General features: G+C 69.0%; 11 protein-coding genes. 3 read left to right on the top strand and 8 right to left on the bottom strand.

What is annotated here, in order from left to right; all coding sequences use genetic code 11:
* Positions 1-192: 192 nt before the first annotated feature.
* Complete coding sequence (locus OU996_RS19750; protein WP_267583289.1) at positions 193-1,425, top strand: acyl-CoA dehydrogenase; 1,233 nt, start codon at positions 193-195, stop codon at positions 1,423-1,425.
* A 30-nt stretch (positions 1,426-1,455) separates the two neighbouring features.
* On the opposite strand, the gene OU996_RS19745 is transcribed toward OU996_RS19750, so the two are convergent.
* The 5 genes from OU996_RS19745 to OU996_RS19725 form a co-directional block, all read right to left on the bottom strand.
* Entirely contained in the window at positions 1,456-1,920 is a 465-nt protein-coding gene (locus OU996_RS19745) for an RrF2 family transcriptional regulator (RefSeq protein WP_267583288.1), read from the bottom strand.
* 262 nt (positions 1,921-2,182) lie between these two features.
* Positions 2,183-3,475, bottom strand: a complete 1,293-nt coding sequence (locus OU996_RS19740) for an ATP-dependent DNA helicase (protein WP_267583287.1) — start codon at positions 3,473-3,475, stop codon at positions 2,183-2,185.
* Positions 3,476-3,561: 86 nt separating this feature from the next.
* Entirely contained in the window at positions 3,562-4,401 is an 840-nt protein-coding gene (locus tag OU996_RS19735; RefSeq protein ID WP_267583286.1) for an EamA family transporter, read from the bottom strand.
* A 64-nt stretch (positions 4,402-4,465) separates the two neighbouring features.
* On the bottom strand, positions 4,466-5,320 hold the full coding sequence (locus tag OU996_RS19730; RefSeq protein ID WP_267583285.1) for a DMT family transporter: 855 nt from the start codon (positions 5,318-5,320) through the stop codon (positions 4,466-4,468).
* Positions 5,321-5,406: 86 nt separating this feature from the next.
* The gene (locus OU996_RS19725; protein ID WP_267583284.1) at positions 5,407-6,864 is read right to left on the bottom strand and encodes an NAD-dependent succinate-semialdehyde dehydrogenase; all 1,458 of its coding nucleotides are present in this window, start codon (positions 6,862-6,864) and stop codon (positions 5,407-5,409) included.
* Between the two features lie 217 nt (positions 6,865-7,081).
* Between OU996_RS19725 and OU996_RS19720 the strand changes: the two genes are divergently transcribed.
* Positions 7,082-7,456, top strand: coding sequence for a hypothetical protein (locus tag OU996_RS19720; RefSeq protein ID WP_267583283.1), 375 nt, complete (start codon positions 7,082-7,084; stop codon positions 7,454-7,456).
* A gap of 31 nt (positions 7,457-7,487) precedes the next feature.
* Here OU996_RS19720 and OU996_RS19715 read toward each other — a convergent pair whose 3' ends face one another.
* Together OU996_RS19715 and OU996_RS19710 are read right to left on the bottom strand one after the other, a co-directional pair.
* Positions 7,488-10,280, bottom strand: a complete 2,793-nt coding sequence (locus OU996_RS19715) for a DNA translocase FtsK (protein WP_267583282.1) — start codon at positions 10,278-10,280, stop codon at positions 7,488-7,490.
* Positions 10,281-10,471: 191 nt separating this feature from the next.
* Positions 10,472-10,789, bottom strand: a complete 318-nt coding sequence (locus OU996_RS19710) for a GNAT family N-acetyltransferase (protein WP_267583281.1) — start codon at positions 10,787-10,789, stop codon at positions 10,472-10,474.
* Between the two features lie 163 nt (positions 10,790-10,952).
* On the opposite strand from OU996_RS19710, the gene OU996_RS19705 reads away from it, so the two are divergent.
* Positions 10,953-11,564 (top strand): nitroreductase family protein, encoded by a 612-nt coding sequence (locus OU996_RS19705; RefSeq protein ID WP_267583280.1) that lies wholly within the window; start codon positions 10,953-10,955, stop codon positions 11,562-11,564.
* A 2-nt stretch (positions 11,565-11,566) separates the two neighbouring features.
* Here the strand turns inward: OU996_RS19705 and OU996_RS19700 are convergent, their stop codons facing one another.
* On the bottom strand, positions 11,567-13,942 hold the full coding sequence (locus OU996_RS19700) for a mechanosensitive ion channel family protein (protein ID WP_267583279.1): 2,376 nt from the start codon (positions 13,940-13,942) through the stop codon (positions 11,567-11,569).
* Positions 13,943-14,006: the final 64 nt, after the last annotated feature.

Genomic DNA, 14,006 nt, shown 5'->3' with positions numbered 1-14,006 from the left:
AAATCAATCACGTGTCCGAGGGTTGCGCAATCTGGCTCTCCCCCCCGACCTAAGTCGCATGACCTGACGCAGGCCCTTCCCGAGCGGCTTCCAGGGCTTTCCCGAACAGCCTCTTGGCGTGCATGGCGCCGTGCGAAGTTGTAAGAGCATGTCATCCGGCGCGATCCGCCGGCTGATGGGAGAACTCCGCTCATGAGTGCCGCGCCTGCCGCTGTTTCCAAAGCCCCGGCTGAAACCAAGGCCCCCCGCGCCAGCTTCGACTGGGCCGACCCGTTCGACCTCGACGGCCAGCTCACCGAAGAGGAGCGCCTCGTCCGCGACACGGCGCGCGACTATGCACAGGAAAAGCTGCTGCCGCGCGTGACCTCCGCCTATATGGAGGAACGCTTCGACCGAGATATCATGAGCGAGATGGGCGAGCTCGGCCTGCTCGGGCCGACCATCCCCGAGGCATATGGCGGCGCGGGCCTTGGCTATGTGTCCTATGGCCTCGTCGCCCGCGAGGTGGAGCGTGTCGATTCCGGCTACCGCTCGGCGATGAGCGTGCAGTCCTCGCTGGTCATGCACCCGATCAACGCCTTCGGCACCGAGGCGCAGAAGAAGAAGTTCCTGCCGAAGCTCGCCACCGGCGAGTGGATCGGCTGTTTCGGCCTCACCGAGCCGGATGCGGGCTCGGACCCGTCGGGCATGCGCACCCGCGCCGAGAAGATCGACGGCGGTTATCGCCTCAGCGGCACCAAGATGTGGATCACCAACTCGCCCATCGCCGATCTCGCGGTGGTCTGGGCGAAGTCGGCGGCCCATGACGGGGAGATTCGCGGCTTCCTCGTCGAGCGCGGCATGAAGGGTTTCACGACGCCGAAGATCGAGGGCAAGCTCAGCTTGCGCGCCTCCGTCACCGGCGAGATCGTGCTCGACGGCGTCGAGCTGCCGGAAGAGAACATCCTGCCCGGCGCCTCCGGCCTCAAGGGCCCGTTCTCCTGCCTCAACCGCGCCCGCTACGGCATTGGCTGGGGCACGATGGGGGCGGCGGAAGCCTGCTACGCCGCCGCGCGCGGCTATACGCTCGAGCGCAAGCAGTTCGGCAAGCCGCTGGCGGCGACGCAGCTGATCCAGAAGAAGCTGGCGGATATGGCGACCGAGATCACCCTCGGCCTGCAACTCGCGCTTCAGGCGGGACGGCTGTTCGATGCCGGGCGGCTGCCGGTGGAGTCCATCTCCATGCTCAAGCGCAACAATTGCGGCAAGGCGCTCGACATTGCCCGCGCCGCCCGCGACATGCATGGCGGCAACGGAATCTCGTCCGAGTACCCGGTGATGCGCCACATGATCAATCTGGAGACGGTGAACACCTATGAGGGCACGCATGACATTCATGCGCTGATCCTCGGCCGGGCGATCACCGGCCATCAGGCGTTCTTCTGAGCCCCGCGCCCTGCGGGCGGAGCGTTGTTCCTAGCGGGTGCCGGCGAGGTCCATATCGGACAGCGCCGGCTCCTGGCCGGCATTTGAGCGCACAAGCTCGCCGAGCGTCAGCGTATCGATGACACCGGAGACGGCGGCCTGAACCTGGCTCATCGTCGTGCGCACGCCGCAGCCGGCCGGGTCATCGCAATCCATGCAGGGCACATCGCCGCCGGCTTCCGTGCAGGCAAGGCGGGCAATGGGCATATCCAGCGCGCGGACGATCTCGCCGATACAGATGGCGAAGGGGCAGCGCGCCAGCGCGTAGCCGCCGCCCGGCCCCTTCTTGGAACGCACCAGCCCGGCCGCGCGCAATTCCAGCAGGATGCCGTTCAGGAACTGCTTGGGGATATGGTTAGCGTCAGCGATTTCCTGGCCGGGCACGCTGGCGCCCTCGCTGCGTTGCGCCAGAAACATCATCGCCTTGAGGCCGTATTTGCCCTTGTTGGTCAGCATATCCGTCGATTCGGGTCCGAAAGGCGCACGCTAGGCAGGGGACGGGATCGCAGGGTGTTATCCGGCTATAGCCCGTGAACCCCAGGGTGAGGCTCCAGCCGCGGGCCATTCCGGGCCGCCGGCGAAGGCCGACCCTGCGCGAGTGCTGAAAGCAACATCCCGCGCCAGCAGCGATGTCACCGCGCTACCTTCCGTAGGATGGGAGGAAATTGCAATTAATTTTGTATTAATAAATGTGATGCCGTTCCCGAGCGGAGTCGGATCAGCCGATGGCGTCGGGCGGCAGCCCCGCCTCGAACGCCGCCGTGAAGGCGGCGACCCGCCGGTCGATGCGGATGTCGGAGGCGCGCAAGGGCCGCGCGAGCGAGAGCCCTTCCAGTGAGCGGGCACGCGAGAGCGCGACATAGGCCTGGCCGGCGGCGAAGGCGCCGCTGTCGAAGTCGATGCGCGCATCTTCCAGCGTCAGGCCCTGCGCCTTGTGGACCGTGACGGCCCAGGCCGGGACGAGGGGAAGCTGGGTGTAGCTGCCGACCACCTTGGCCTCGATCTTCCCCGTGGTCTCGCTCCAGTCGTAGCGGATGCGCTCCCAGCTCGTGCGCTCGATCTCCACCACCCCGCCGGCGTCGAGCCGGACGAAGGCGCGGTCCGGGGCGAGGCCGATCACCGAGCCGACCGAGCCATTGACCCATTGCCGCTCGGGATCGTTGCGCACCGCCATGACGCGAGCGCCGACCTTGAGCACCAGCAGTTCCGGCACGGGCAGGCGATCATTGGCGAGGTCGAACTCGCCCTCGCTGCGCCCCTCATAGATGCGGCCAGCCTCGACCAGCCCGTCCATGCCGTGGCGGTTATAGCCGTCCACCCGCATATTGGTCGGCGCCAGCACGACCGGGATGCGGCCGGGGCGATGCTCGCGGAAGGAGGCGCCGTTGATGGCATCGATGGCGCGCATCATGTTGCGGCCGGCGCGCAGGTCCGCGAGGTGATCGACGAAGGTGGCGTCGCTCTGCCGGTAGACCTGGCGGAAGGGCAGGCGGGTGATGTCAACCTCGCGCAGCACCCGCGCGTCGAAGGCGAACGGCCCCTCATAGCCGAGATGGCCGAGGATCTCCCGCTCGGCCTGCGGCACCACGGGCGGGAGCTGGAGGAAATCGCCGACCAGGATCACCTGCACGCCACCAAAGGGCGTGGGGTCATTGCGGGCGATGCGCAGCGAGCGGTCGACCGCGTCGAGCACATCGGCACGCACCATCGACACCTCGTCGATGATGAGCCGCTCCAGCTTCTTCATCAGCGTGCGCTTGGGCGCGCGCGGCTTCACCTGATCGGGGTCGATGAGGCGCGGCGGCAGGCCGAAGAAGGAATGAATGGTCTGCCCGCCGAGCTGCAAGGCGGCAACGCCGGTGGGCGCCAGAAACGCCTGCTTGCTGCCGCCCTGCCGGCGCAGCGCCTGCAGGAAGGTCGTCTTGCCGGTGCCCGCGCCACCGATCACCATCACCAGTGGAGCGCCCTCGCGGATGAGCGCCAGCGGCCCGGCAAAGGCATCATCGGGCACGGTGGGTCGAATCGCGGGGGTAGGGCGCTCGGTCATCCCGGCAAAAAAGCACAGGAACGCCCGGAACACACGCCGGGGCGCCGGCTCTAATGCAGCTTGATGAGGGCGAGCCCGAGCACGATGAGCCCGGCCGCCCCGAGCCGCTCCAGCTTAAGCGGCTCGCGCAGCACCACCACGGCAATGAGCGCGGCGAACATGACGCTGGATTCCCGCACGGCCGAGACAAGACCGATGGGCGCCTTGGTCATCGCCCAGATGGTGATCCAATAGGCCGAGAGCGACATCGCCCCGCCGAAGATGCCCGGCACCACGAAGCCGGTCGCCGGGCGCAGCGCGGCGGGGCCGAGCCGGAGCAGCGCCACGGTGAGCACGCAGGGCCCTTCCAGCAGGAACAGCCAGGCCGAATAGAGATGCGGGCTGCCGGCGGAGCGAGCGCCGAGCCCGTCGATGACCGAATAGACCGCGATGCTCAGCGCGCAGGCGAGGGCAAGGGCGAGCGCGCGCCCGTCGAACCCGCCACCCTTGGGTCGCCAGGCGATGGCGAGCACGCCGGCCGCCAGCACGACGACGCCGAGCACGCCCTGCGCGTCGATCGGCTCGCCCAGCAGTACCAGCGAGAACAGCGTGGTGATGAGCGGCGAGCCGCCGCGCGCCAGCGGGTAGACGAAACCCATATCGGCGCGGCGATAGGCGCCGGTGAGGGTGAGATAATAGAACAGATGGACGGCGATGGAGCCGGCGATCCATGGCCAGACATGCAGCGGGGGCAGGCCGAACCACAGGGCGGCGGGCAAGGCGATGGCGCTGCACGCGGCGGTGATGAGCACCACCGCGACCAGCGGATCGAGCCGGATCTTGAGAATGGCGTTCCAGCCGGCATGCATGGCGGCGGCGGCGATGACCGCCAGAAACACGCTGGGTTCCATGACACTGCCGGCAGGTGGAAGACCCCGCCTCGTTAGCTGATTCCTTAGCCGGCGGCGGGAAAATTCAGAACAGCTTGATCAGCGCGAGGCCGCCCACCACGAGCAGGGCGGCGATCACCCGGTCGGCCCGCAAGGGCTCGCGCAGCAGCGTCACCGAGAGAATGGCGCCGAACAGCACGCTGGATTCGCGCACCGCCGTCACCAGCCCGATGGGCGCCTGCGTCATTGCCCAGACCGAGAGCCAGTAGCTCACGAACAGCATCGCCCCGCCCAGAAGCCCCCAGGGCAGGAAGGTGAGCAGGGGCGCCACCGCCCGCCGGCCCTTCCACGACAGCAGGAGGATGGTGATGACCACCGCATCCGCCACGAACAGCCAGGTTGTGTAGAGATTGGCCTGCTCGGTCACTCGTGCGGCGGTGCCGTCGACGATGGTGAAGGCGGTGGCCGCGACGCCCGAGCCGAGCGCCAGCAGCAGCGCGCGCCCTTCGAGCCGCTGGCCGAGCGCATGGCGATCGAAAGCGTGGCGGCCGACGATGAGGATGCTGGAGGCGAGAAGCAGGATGCCGACCATGCCGACCGGCGAGATCGCCTCGCCCATGATGAAGATGGAGATGCCGGCGGTCATCAACAGGGCGCTGCCGCGCGCGACCGGGTAGGCCATGCCGAGATCGGCCCGGCTATAGGCGCCGATTATGAAGGCGTAATAGGACAGGTGGCAGCAGACCGAGAGCCCGATCCAGGGCAGCACGTCGAGGCCCGGCAGGCCGAACCACAACGCGAAGGGCAAAGCGGCGACGCCCCCGCAGATGCCGACCAGCACCAGCGCGCCGAACGGATCGAGCCGGATCTTGAGGATGACGTTCCAGCCCGCCTGGGTGGCGGCGGAGACGAGCATCACGAGGAAGACGGTGAGGTCCATGAACACAGCGGGTGCGGCGGGGCATTACCTTGTTACCCCATACCGCACCCGCTGCCGAGCCTGCTTTTCGTAACGTCGGCGCGGGATCAGACCCCGAGCTGGGTGACGAACTTGGTGTTCACATAGGCTTCCATGCCCTCGATGCCGCCTTCCGAGCCGTAGCCCGAATCCTTGATGCCGCCGAACGGCACTTCGGGGAGGGCGAGGCCGTGATGGTTGATCGACACCATGCCGCTCTCCACCCGGCGGGCGAACTCGTCGGCGCGCTGGCCGGAGGTGGTGTAGGCGTAAGCCGCGAGCCCATAGGGCAGGCGGTTGGACTCGGCGATCACCGCCTCCATGGAGGAGAAGGGCTGGATCGGCACGACCGGGCCGAAGGGCTCCTCATTGAGGATGCGGGCATCGGCCGGCAGGTCGGTCAGCACGGTCGGCTGGAAGAAATAGCCCTTATTGCCGATACGCGCGCCGCCGGTGCGCAGCGTCGCGCCCTTGGCCACGGCGTCGGCGGTCAGCGCCTCCATGGCCTCGACGCGGCGGGCATTGGCCAGCGGGCCCATGCGCACGCTCTCATCGAGCCCGTTGCCGACCTTCACGGTCTTCACCGCCTCGGTGAAGCCGTCGACGAAGCGCTCATAGATGTCCTGATGCACGAGGAAGCGGGTCGGGGAGACGCAGACCTGGCCGGCATTGCGGAACTTCGCGCTCGAGAGCAGCTTCACCGCCACCTCGACATCGGCATCCTCGAACACCACGGCCGGGGCGTGGCCGCCGAGCTCCATGGTGACGCGCTTCATGTGCAGGCCCGCCAGCGCGGCGAGCTGCTTGCCGACCACGGTGGAGCCGGTGAACGAGATCTTCTTCACCACCGGGTGCGGGATCAGGTACTCGGAAATCTCCGAGGGAATGCCGAAGACGAGGTTGACCACGCCCTTGGGCAGGCCGGCATCCTCATAGGCCTTGATGAGGGCGGCGCAGCTCGCCGGCGTCTCTTCCGGGCCCTTGAGGATCACCGCGCAGCCGGCGGCGAGCGCGGCCGAGACCTTGCGGACCGCCTGGTTGATCGGGAAGTTCCACGGCGTGAAGGCGGCGACGACGCCGACCGGCTCGCGGTGGACAATCTGCTGGATGCCGGCGCCGCGCGCGGGGATCAGGCGGCCATACTGGCGGCGGGCTTCCTCGGCGAACCAGTCGATGATGTCGGCGGCGGCGAGCGTCTCGACGCGGGCTTCCGCGACCGGCTTGCCCTGCTCCAGCGTCATGATGCGGGAAATCTCTTCCGCCCGCTCGCGCAGCAGCTCGGCGGCCTTGCGCATCAGCTTGTAGCGCTCATGCGGGGCGGTGTGGCGCCAGGTGGCGAAGCCCTTCTCGGCGGCGGCGAGCGCCGCGTCGAGATCGGCCTTGCTGGCATGAGCGAGCGTGCCGATGACTTCCTCGGTCGCCGGGTTGACGATGGGCTGCGTCGCCGGCTTGTCCCCGTGCCCGCTGCCTCCCCGCCACTGGCCATCAATGAAAAGCTGGACGTCGGGATAGGAGACGGTGAGCATGATCTGTCCTCTCGGCACGATCGCGTCGGGAGCCGGACCGGGCCGGCGGCGGATTGCCCCCACACCTAATCTCCCGCGCTGCATTGCGAAAGGGGCGTCGGCGCGCCTCTGTGCCCGCATTTCTGCACATTGCCGGCGGGTCATGGGCGAAAACGCCCGGAGGAACCGCGGCAGCAACGGGCCGTTACCCTTGGGAACCACAGCAGGCGGGACAGATATGACGACGGCGGATCGACTGCGCGCGGATATCGACCGGGGCAAGGCCGGCGACAAGGTGCCGTTCTCCGACCCGGCGGCGGCGCCGCTTGGCACGGATGACGAGGCAGCCGGCACGCCGCCGACCGCCGAGCGCGTGGCGCTCGCCCGCGCCACCGAAGGCGGGGCCGGGCGCGAGCCGCCGCCGGGCGATACCGGCGAGGAAGGCCGGCCCTATAATGACGAGGCGCAGGACAGCCTTCCCGGCCAGATGCCGGGCGCCCCCGCCGCGCCCCGCCATGGCCGGGGCGGCAACCGCCGCGCCGCCTATGTGCTGGCCGGCGCGGTGGTGGTGATGGGCGCGCTGCTGGCGATCTGGGCGGCGATCATGGCGTGAACGCGGACGCCGCGTTCAGCGCTTCTTGAAATCAGCGGTTCTCGCGGAGGATCTCGCGCTTGCCGGCATGGTTGGCCGGGCCGACGATGCCCTCATTCTCCATCCGCTCCATGATGGAAGCGGCGCGGTTATAGCCGATCTGCAGGCGGCGCTGGATGTAGGAGGTCGACGCCTTCTTGTCGCGCAGCACCACGGCTACCGCCTGATCATAGACCTCGCCCGGCTCCTCCCCCATCGCGCTCTTGTCGAACACGGCGGCATCGTCCGGGATCGGCTCGTCCTCTTCCTCGGCCGTCACCTCGTCGAGATATTCCGGCCGCGCCTGGCACTTCAGGTGCTCGACCACGCGCTCGACTTCCTGGTCGGAGACGAAGGGGCCGTGGACGCGCGAGATGCGCCCGCCGCCGGCCATGTAGAGCATGTCGCCCTGGCCGAGCAGCTGCTCGGCGCCCATCTCGCCGAGAATGGTCCGCGAGTCGATCTTGCTCGTCACCTGGAAAGAGATGCGGGTCGGGAAGTTCGCCTTGATGGTGCCGGTGATGACATCGACGCTCGGGCGCTGCGTCGCCATGATGAGGTGGATACCGGCGGCGCGGGCCATCTGGGCGAGGCGCTGGATCGCGCCCTCGATCTCCTTGCCGGCGACCATCATCAGGTCGGCCATCTCGTCGACGACGATGACGATGTAGGGCAGGGGAGCGAGATCCATGATCTCCTCCTCCTCGATGATCTCCCCGGTCTCGCGGTCAAAACCCTTCTGCACCGTGCGGGTGATGATCTCGCCCTTGCCGGCCGCTTCCGCGACGCGGGCGTTGAAACCATCAATGTTGCGCACGCCGAGGCGGCTCATCTTGCGGTAGCGCTCCTCCATCTCGCGCACCGCCCATTTGAGGGCGACGATCGCCTTCTTCGGGTCGGTGACGACGGGGGTGAGCAGATGCGGGATGCCCTCATAGACCGAGAGTTCCAGCATCTTCGGGTCGATCATGATCAACCGGCACTGGTCCGGGCGGTGCCGGTAGAGCAGGCTCAGGATCATTGTGTTGATGGCGACCGACTTGCCCGATCCGGTGGTGCCGGCGACCAGCAGATGCGGCATGCGGGCGAGGTCGACAATCACCGCCTCGCCGCCAATGGTCTTGCCGAGCGCGATGGCGAGCTTGGCCTTGGCCGCCTCATATTCATGGCTCGCCAGCATCTCGCGCAGCCACACCGTCTCGCGGCGCTGGTTCGGCAGTTCGATGCCGATGACATTGCGCCCTTCCACCACGGCAACGCGGGCGGAAACCGCGCTCATCGAGCGGGCGATGTCGGCGGACAGGCCGATGACGCGGCTGGACTTGATGCCGGGCGCCGGCTCCAGCTCATAGAGCGTGACCACCGGGCCGGGATTGGCGTCGATGATCTCGCCGCGCACGCCGAAATCATGCAGCACCTGCTGCAGCTTCACCGAATTGCGGTCGAGGAATTCTTCCGACAGCTCATAGTCCGGCTCGGTCTCCGGCGGCTCGGCCAGCAGGTCGAGCGGGGGCAGTTCATAGGTGTCGCTATCGGGCAGCGCCGCCGGGCGCGGCGTCGGTGCGGGACGCGCAGCCACCGGGGCGGGCGCGACCGGCGCGATAACGGCAACAGGGGCGGCGACGACCGGGGCGGGGGCCGGCGGCGGCGTGGGCTCGGCGGCGGGCACCAGAGCGAAGCTCGGCCAGGAGAACGAGACTTCCGCCGGCGCGACAGTATAGCCACCGAGGCTCGGCAGCACGGAGGCCGTCCACTCGGCGGGGGCATCCTCGGAGACGGCTTCCTCGACGGAGGTTTCCTCGGGCGTGGCGTCGTCGGAGGTCGCGTCGCCGAGGCTGTCCTCGATCAGCTCGTCAAAGCCGGCGAGGGAACCCCAGACGGCTTCGTCGGCGGCGGCATTCACGGGTGCGGCCAGCAGTTCCGGCAATGGGGCCGCGTGGTCCGCCGCCTCGGGCGCCTCATAGGCGTCGGCGAAGGGCAGGGCCTCGAACGCTTCGGCGTCCTCCAACCAGACATCCTCGCTCGGCGCGACATCCTGCTGCGTCGAGCCGACCGGCGGCACGTCCCAGCCGAGCTGGATCATGCCGGCGATCTGGCGGATCGAGGACGGCGCGGTGACGGGCGACGGGCGCGGCGCGGTGGCGGCGCGATCATTGGCGGCCAGCGGCGGCGTCAGCTCGGCGGCGGGCGCGGGGACGGCAGGCGCAGCGACGACCGGCGTGGCCACCGGCACGGCGACCGCGACCGGCGCGAGGGTCTCGATCACCTGCAACGCCGGGATGGCGGCCTCGATCGCCGTTTCCGCAGCGTGCTCGGCCGCCTGCCCGGCCGCCTTCTCCGCCGCCTGCCCGGCGGCCTGGCGCAGCGCGTCTTCCTGCGCGGCGAGCGCGCGGCGCGCGTCGGCGGCGATCAGCGGCTTGGGAATCGCGCCCAGCGGCGGCTTGCGCGGCGGCACGCGCAGCACCGGCGTCTGCGAGGGGCGCGGCGGCACCAGCGCCGTGGTGTCGAGCGCGGCGCTCTCCAGCGAGGGTTCGGCCTTCACCGGCTCCGGCGCGGGCTTGCGCAGCAGATAATCCGGCGTGCGGGTGAAACGGGTGTTGGACGGCAGGGTGAAGGGCTGCAACCAGCTCGGCACCAGAACGCGGGCCGGCACCGGCACGGCCGTGTTCACCCCCTTGGCGCCCTTTGGCGGGGGCGGGGCGAAGACGGGCTTGGGGTTGGCCCGCGAGAGGACGCGCGGCGCGCTCTCGCTGGCCTCGGAAGGCTTGCTCTCGTTCGTGTCGGACGGACGCGCCGGGGTACGCATGGACGCCAGAACCTTTGCCGCTGAATACCGTGGTGCACCGGCCGCGAAGGGCGGGCGGGCGCCCCCTTCGGCCGTGCTCCATGGTTAGGAGCACAGCGTTAATGAAGGGTATGAAGCGGCAGGTTTTCCCCGGAGCTGTGGCGCGGATGTCACCCGCCCCCAGCGTGCCCCGGCGTCCGGCGCGGCCGGTGTCAGGCGAGGCCGAGCGTCGCGCGGATCTCCGGCGCCATCAGGTCGTGCGTCTCCGGGCGCTTCATCATGTAGCGGCCGAAGACTGAGCAGCGCGGCACCACGGAGAGGCCGCGCTGGCGCGCGCTGGCGAGGCCCGCCTCGACGAGGCGCGTGGCGATGCCGCGCCCGCCGAGTTCCGGCGGCACTTCCGTATGGGTGAAGATGATGTGGTCCGGGGCCAGAATATACTGGGCGACGGCGAGGTGGCCGTCCTGCTCGATCTCGAAACGGTCGGCGGCGCGGTTGTCACGCACGGGGATTTCGCCGTTGATGCTCATCTCTTGCTCCTTGGGGGCCGTACCCGCTTATGTTGGCGTGGTTCGGGTCGGCCATGGGATATTGTCGACCAAAATTCCGGCCGAGTCGCCCCTAGGGCGGCGGGTCGGCGTGAATTTCCTGCGTCCGGGCATCTAGGGCGCGGCTGGATTGTGGAAAGCTCCGATGACATCGACAGCCCCTGAGACCCGCGCCGCCGTTCTGGCGGCCCTTGCCGCGCGCCGCTCGGTGCCATCAGCCGGGCTGATCGAGCCGGGCCCGACGGGCGAGGAGCGCGCGACGCTGCTCACCCTTGCCGCCCGCGTGCCGGACCATGGGATGCTCACCCCCTGGCGGTTCATCCTCATCGAAGGCGAGGCGCGCGCGGCGCTCGGCGCGCGGCTGGCGCAGGCCTACCGGGAGGCCAATGGCCACATGCCCGAGGAGAAGCGCGAGAAATTCGCCGCCATCATGGGCCGGCTGTTCCCCGCCCCGCTCGCCGTGGTGGTGGTGAGCCGGCCGGTGGCGCATGCCTCGATCCCGCTCATCGAGCAGGAATTGTCCGCTGGCGCTGTGTGCCTCAATCTGCTCAACGCCGCCCATGCGCTCGGCTATGCCGGCATCTGGGTCACCGGCTGGGCGGCGACGCACGGGCACGCCGTGCGCCTGCTCGGCGTCGGCGAGGGCGAGCGGGTGGCGGGCATCCTGCACATCGGCACGGCGAAGGAGCCGCCCGCGGAGCGCCCGCGCCCGGATGTGGCGGCGCTCACCACCCATTGGGCGCCGCCGGACGCCTGAGGCTAGCTGGCCGCCGCCTCGCTCTCCATCTGCTGCAGAAGGTCGTTCGCCGCCTTGGCCCGCGCGCTGGCCGCGACCGCCGCGCCCGCGCCCGCGGCGCCGGCATCACCGAGACCCTGCACCGCCACCGTGTTGCTGGCGAATTCGATGCCCTGCTGCGGCAGCTGGAAGATCATCCGCTTGATCGCCTCGCGCCGCACCACGGTCGGCTTGTTCGGCCGCACGGTGAATTTGAAGCGCACGATCAGGGCGGTGTCGTCGATATCGGCCACGCCCTGCATCTTCAGCGGCATCAGGAACTCGTCCTTCAGCTCGGGGTCTTCGGCCATTTCGAGGCCGATCTTCTTCACCGTCTTGCGGAGTTTTTCGAGATCGGTGTCGCGGGCGAAGCGCAGGTTGAACTTCATCGTCGTCCAGTCGCGGCTGAAATTCGTCACCTGCCCGAGCTGGCCGAAGGGGACGGTGTAGATCTGCCCGTTCTGGTGGCGCAGCTTGAGCGAGCGCAGGGTGAAGCCTTCCACCGTGCCTTTGGCGCGGCCGCAGTCGATGTACTCGCCGACGCGGAAGGCATCGTCCACCAGATAGAACACGCCGGAGACGATGTCCTTCACCAGCGTCTGGCTGCCGAAGGAGATGGCGAGGCCGATGATGGAGGCGCCGGCGATCAGCGGCGTCACGTCGATGCCGATCTGGCTCAGCAGCGTCAGGCCGGCGAGGATGATGATGACGAGGGTCAACGTCACCCGCAGCAGCGGCATCAGCGTGCTCATGCGCGAGGCCGGGGCCTCGGCGCTGTCCTCGGCCTCGAAGCCGCCGGAGGACGGCCGCTTGCCGGCGTGCAAGCTGGTGACGTACTCGACCGCCTGCCACGCGCAATAGGCGCCGAGCAGGATCCCACCGGCCGGCAGGGCGGCGCTGGCAAAGGCGTTGTAGCGGCTGTTGTCCATCATGCCGATGCCATAGACCAGCCAGATGCGCACGGTGAGCGAGGTCGCCACCAGCAGCACGGCGATGCGGATGCAGCGCATGATCGCCTCGACCAGCCGCTCGCGCGCCTCCGACCGCTCGCCCAATGCTGGCGGCTCGCCCTCGGCCTCGGCGGCTGCGGTCTGCACCCGCATCATCCGGCAGATCTTGTCCATGAAGGATTCGATGGCGATGAGACCGATCAGCACATCCATGGTCATGAGGATGGCGAGGTGGATGCCCTCGAGCGAGGTCAGCGCGCCATAGACGCGGGCCATGCCGAGCAGGAGGAAGATCGGAATGGCCAGCGCCAGCCACCAGCGCGCGAGGATCGACACCATCGGTCCGGGCTGGCCGGACTGGGTCAGCCCGTGCATCCATTTGGCGACGGGCTCGCGAATGGCGACGGCGGTGGCGATCAGCAGGCCGGTCAGCAGCGCCGTGTTCACCAGCATGGCGCAGGCAATCACCAGCGGCGGCGACTGCATGCCTTCGAGGATGCGCCGTATGTCGGCGAGCACGATGGCGGTGAGGATGACCACCGCCGTCCAGCGGTAGACCTTGAGCGCCTCGGCATCGCTGATGGCGGCGAGCCGCGCCTGCGGCAGATTGGGGCGCAGGGCGATGCGGAAGACCAGCAGGTAGAGCCGCCAGTAGAACACGCTGGTCAGCACGAGGTAGCCGAAGCGCGCCTGCGGCTCGGTGCCGGCGAACAGGCTCACCACGAAACCGTGGGTGACCAGCCACATGCCGGTGAGCACGAGAATGTCGAGCCCGATCAGCGCCGCCAGCGCCCAGATCGAGGCAGTGCCCTCAATGCGACCGGCGAGGTAGCGGCGCGCCGGGCGCAGGGCGAGGCGCAGCAGCGCCTCAGTGCCGAGCGCGGCGGCGACGCAGGCCAGCAGCAGCAGCAAATAGCGGCCGGGCTCGCGCCCGCCATTCAGCTCTGGCCCGAGGATCATCGGGATGCGGGCGGTGTGTTCCACCAGGGCCGGGAACTGCTGCAGCGCGTCCTCTCCCTTCTCCACCACATCGATGAACACCTCGCTGAACGGCTCCTCCATCTCCATGTTCATGGTCATGGGCGGGGTGCCGGGCGCCGTGCCGCTGGCCGTGGGTGCCGCCGGGCTCGGCGCGGCGTTGTGCGCCGGTGCGGCGGCACTCGATGCGGGTTTCGCGGCGATGCCGGCGGTGGGCGCCGTCCCTTCCGCCTTCAGCCGTTCCGCCACCGCCTTGGAGAGGGCGTCGACGAGCTGGTCGAATTGCTGCGGGCTGATCGGCAGCGGCGCCGTTGCGGGGGCGGTGCCCTGCGCCGGCGCGGCAGTCTGCGCGCGCGCGGGCAGGCTCATCGCCGTCAGCAGGGAGAGGACGAGCAAAGCGGGCAGGAGGCGGAAACGCACGAAAACGCTCATGGGACGCGCCGCAACGGGCCACCGGGATGGCGGCCACCAGAGAATACGGGCCTTGCCGGCACTA

It is taken from the genome of Ancylobacter sp. SL191, assembly GCF_026625645.1.
Lineage (GTDB): Bacteria > Pseudomonadota > Alphaproteobacteria > Rhizobiales > Xanthobacteraceae > Ancylobacter.
Note: the sequence above shows the minus strand (reverse complement) of the source record. Positions and strands in the feature narration are given on the sequence as shown.

What these genes read in the sequence shown, in the direction of transcription:
- OU996_RS19720 (WP_267583283.1), top strand. Translation starts at nt 7,082, where the DNA reads ATGACGACGGCGGATCGACTGCGCGCGGATATCGACCGGGGCAAGGCC.
- OU996_RS19700 (WP_267583279.1), bottom strand. Translation starts at nt 13,942, where the DNA reads ATGAGCGTTTTCGTGCGTTTCCGCCTCCTGCCCGCTTTGCTCGTCCTC.
- OU996_RS19715 (WP_267583282.1), bottom strand. Translation starts at nt 10,280, where the DNA reads ATGCGTACCCCGGCGCGTCCGTCCGACACGAACGAGAGCAAGCCTTCC.
- OU996_RS19730 (WP_267583285.1), bottom strand. Translation starts at nt 5,320, where the DNA reads ATGGACCTCACCGTCTTCCTCGTGATGCTCGTCTCCGCCGCCACCCAG.
- OU996_RS19705 (WP_267583280.1), top strand. Translation starts at nt 10,953, where the DNA reads ATGACATCGACAGCCCCTGAGACCCGCGCCGCCGTTCTGGCGGCCCTT.
- OU996_RS19750 (WP_267583289.1), top strand. Translation starts at nt 193, where the DNA reads ATGAGTGCCGCGCCTGCCGCTGTTTCCAAAGCCCCGGCTGAAACCAAG.
- OU996_RS19735 (WP_267583286.1), bottom strand. Translation starts at nt 4,401, where the DNA reads ATGGAACCCAGCGTGTTTCTGGCGGTCATCGCCGCCGCCGCCATGCAT.
- OU996_RS19725 (WP_267583284.1), bottom strand. Translation starts at nt 6,864, where the DNA reads ATGCTCACCGTCTCCTATCCCGACGTCCAGCTTTTCATTGATGGCCAG.
- OU996_RS19745 (WP_267583288.1), bottom strand. Translation starts at nt 1,920, where the DNA reads ATGCTGACCAACAAGGGCAAATACGGCCTCAAGGCGATGATGTTTCTG.
- OU996_RS19710 (WP_267583281.1), bottom strand. Translation starts at nt 10,789, where the DNA reads ATGAGCATCAACGGCGAAATCCCCGTGCGTGACAACCGCGCCGCCGAC.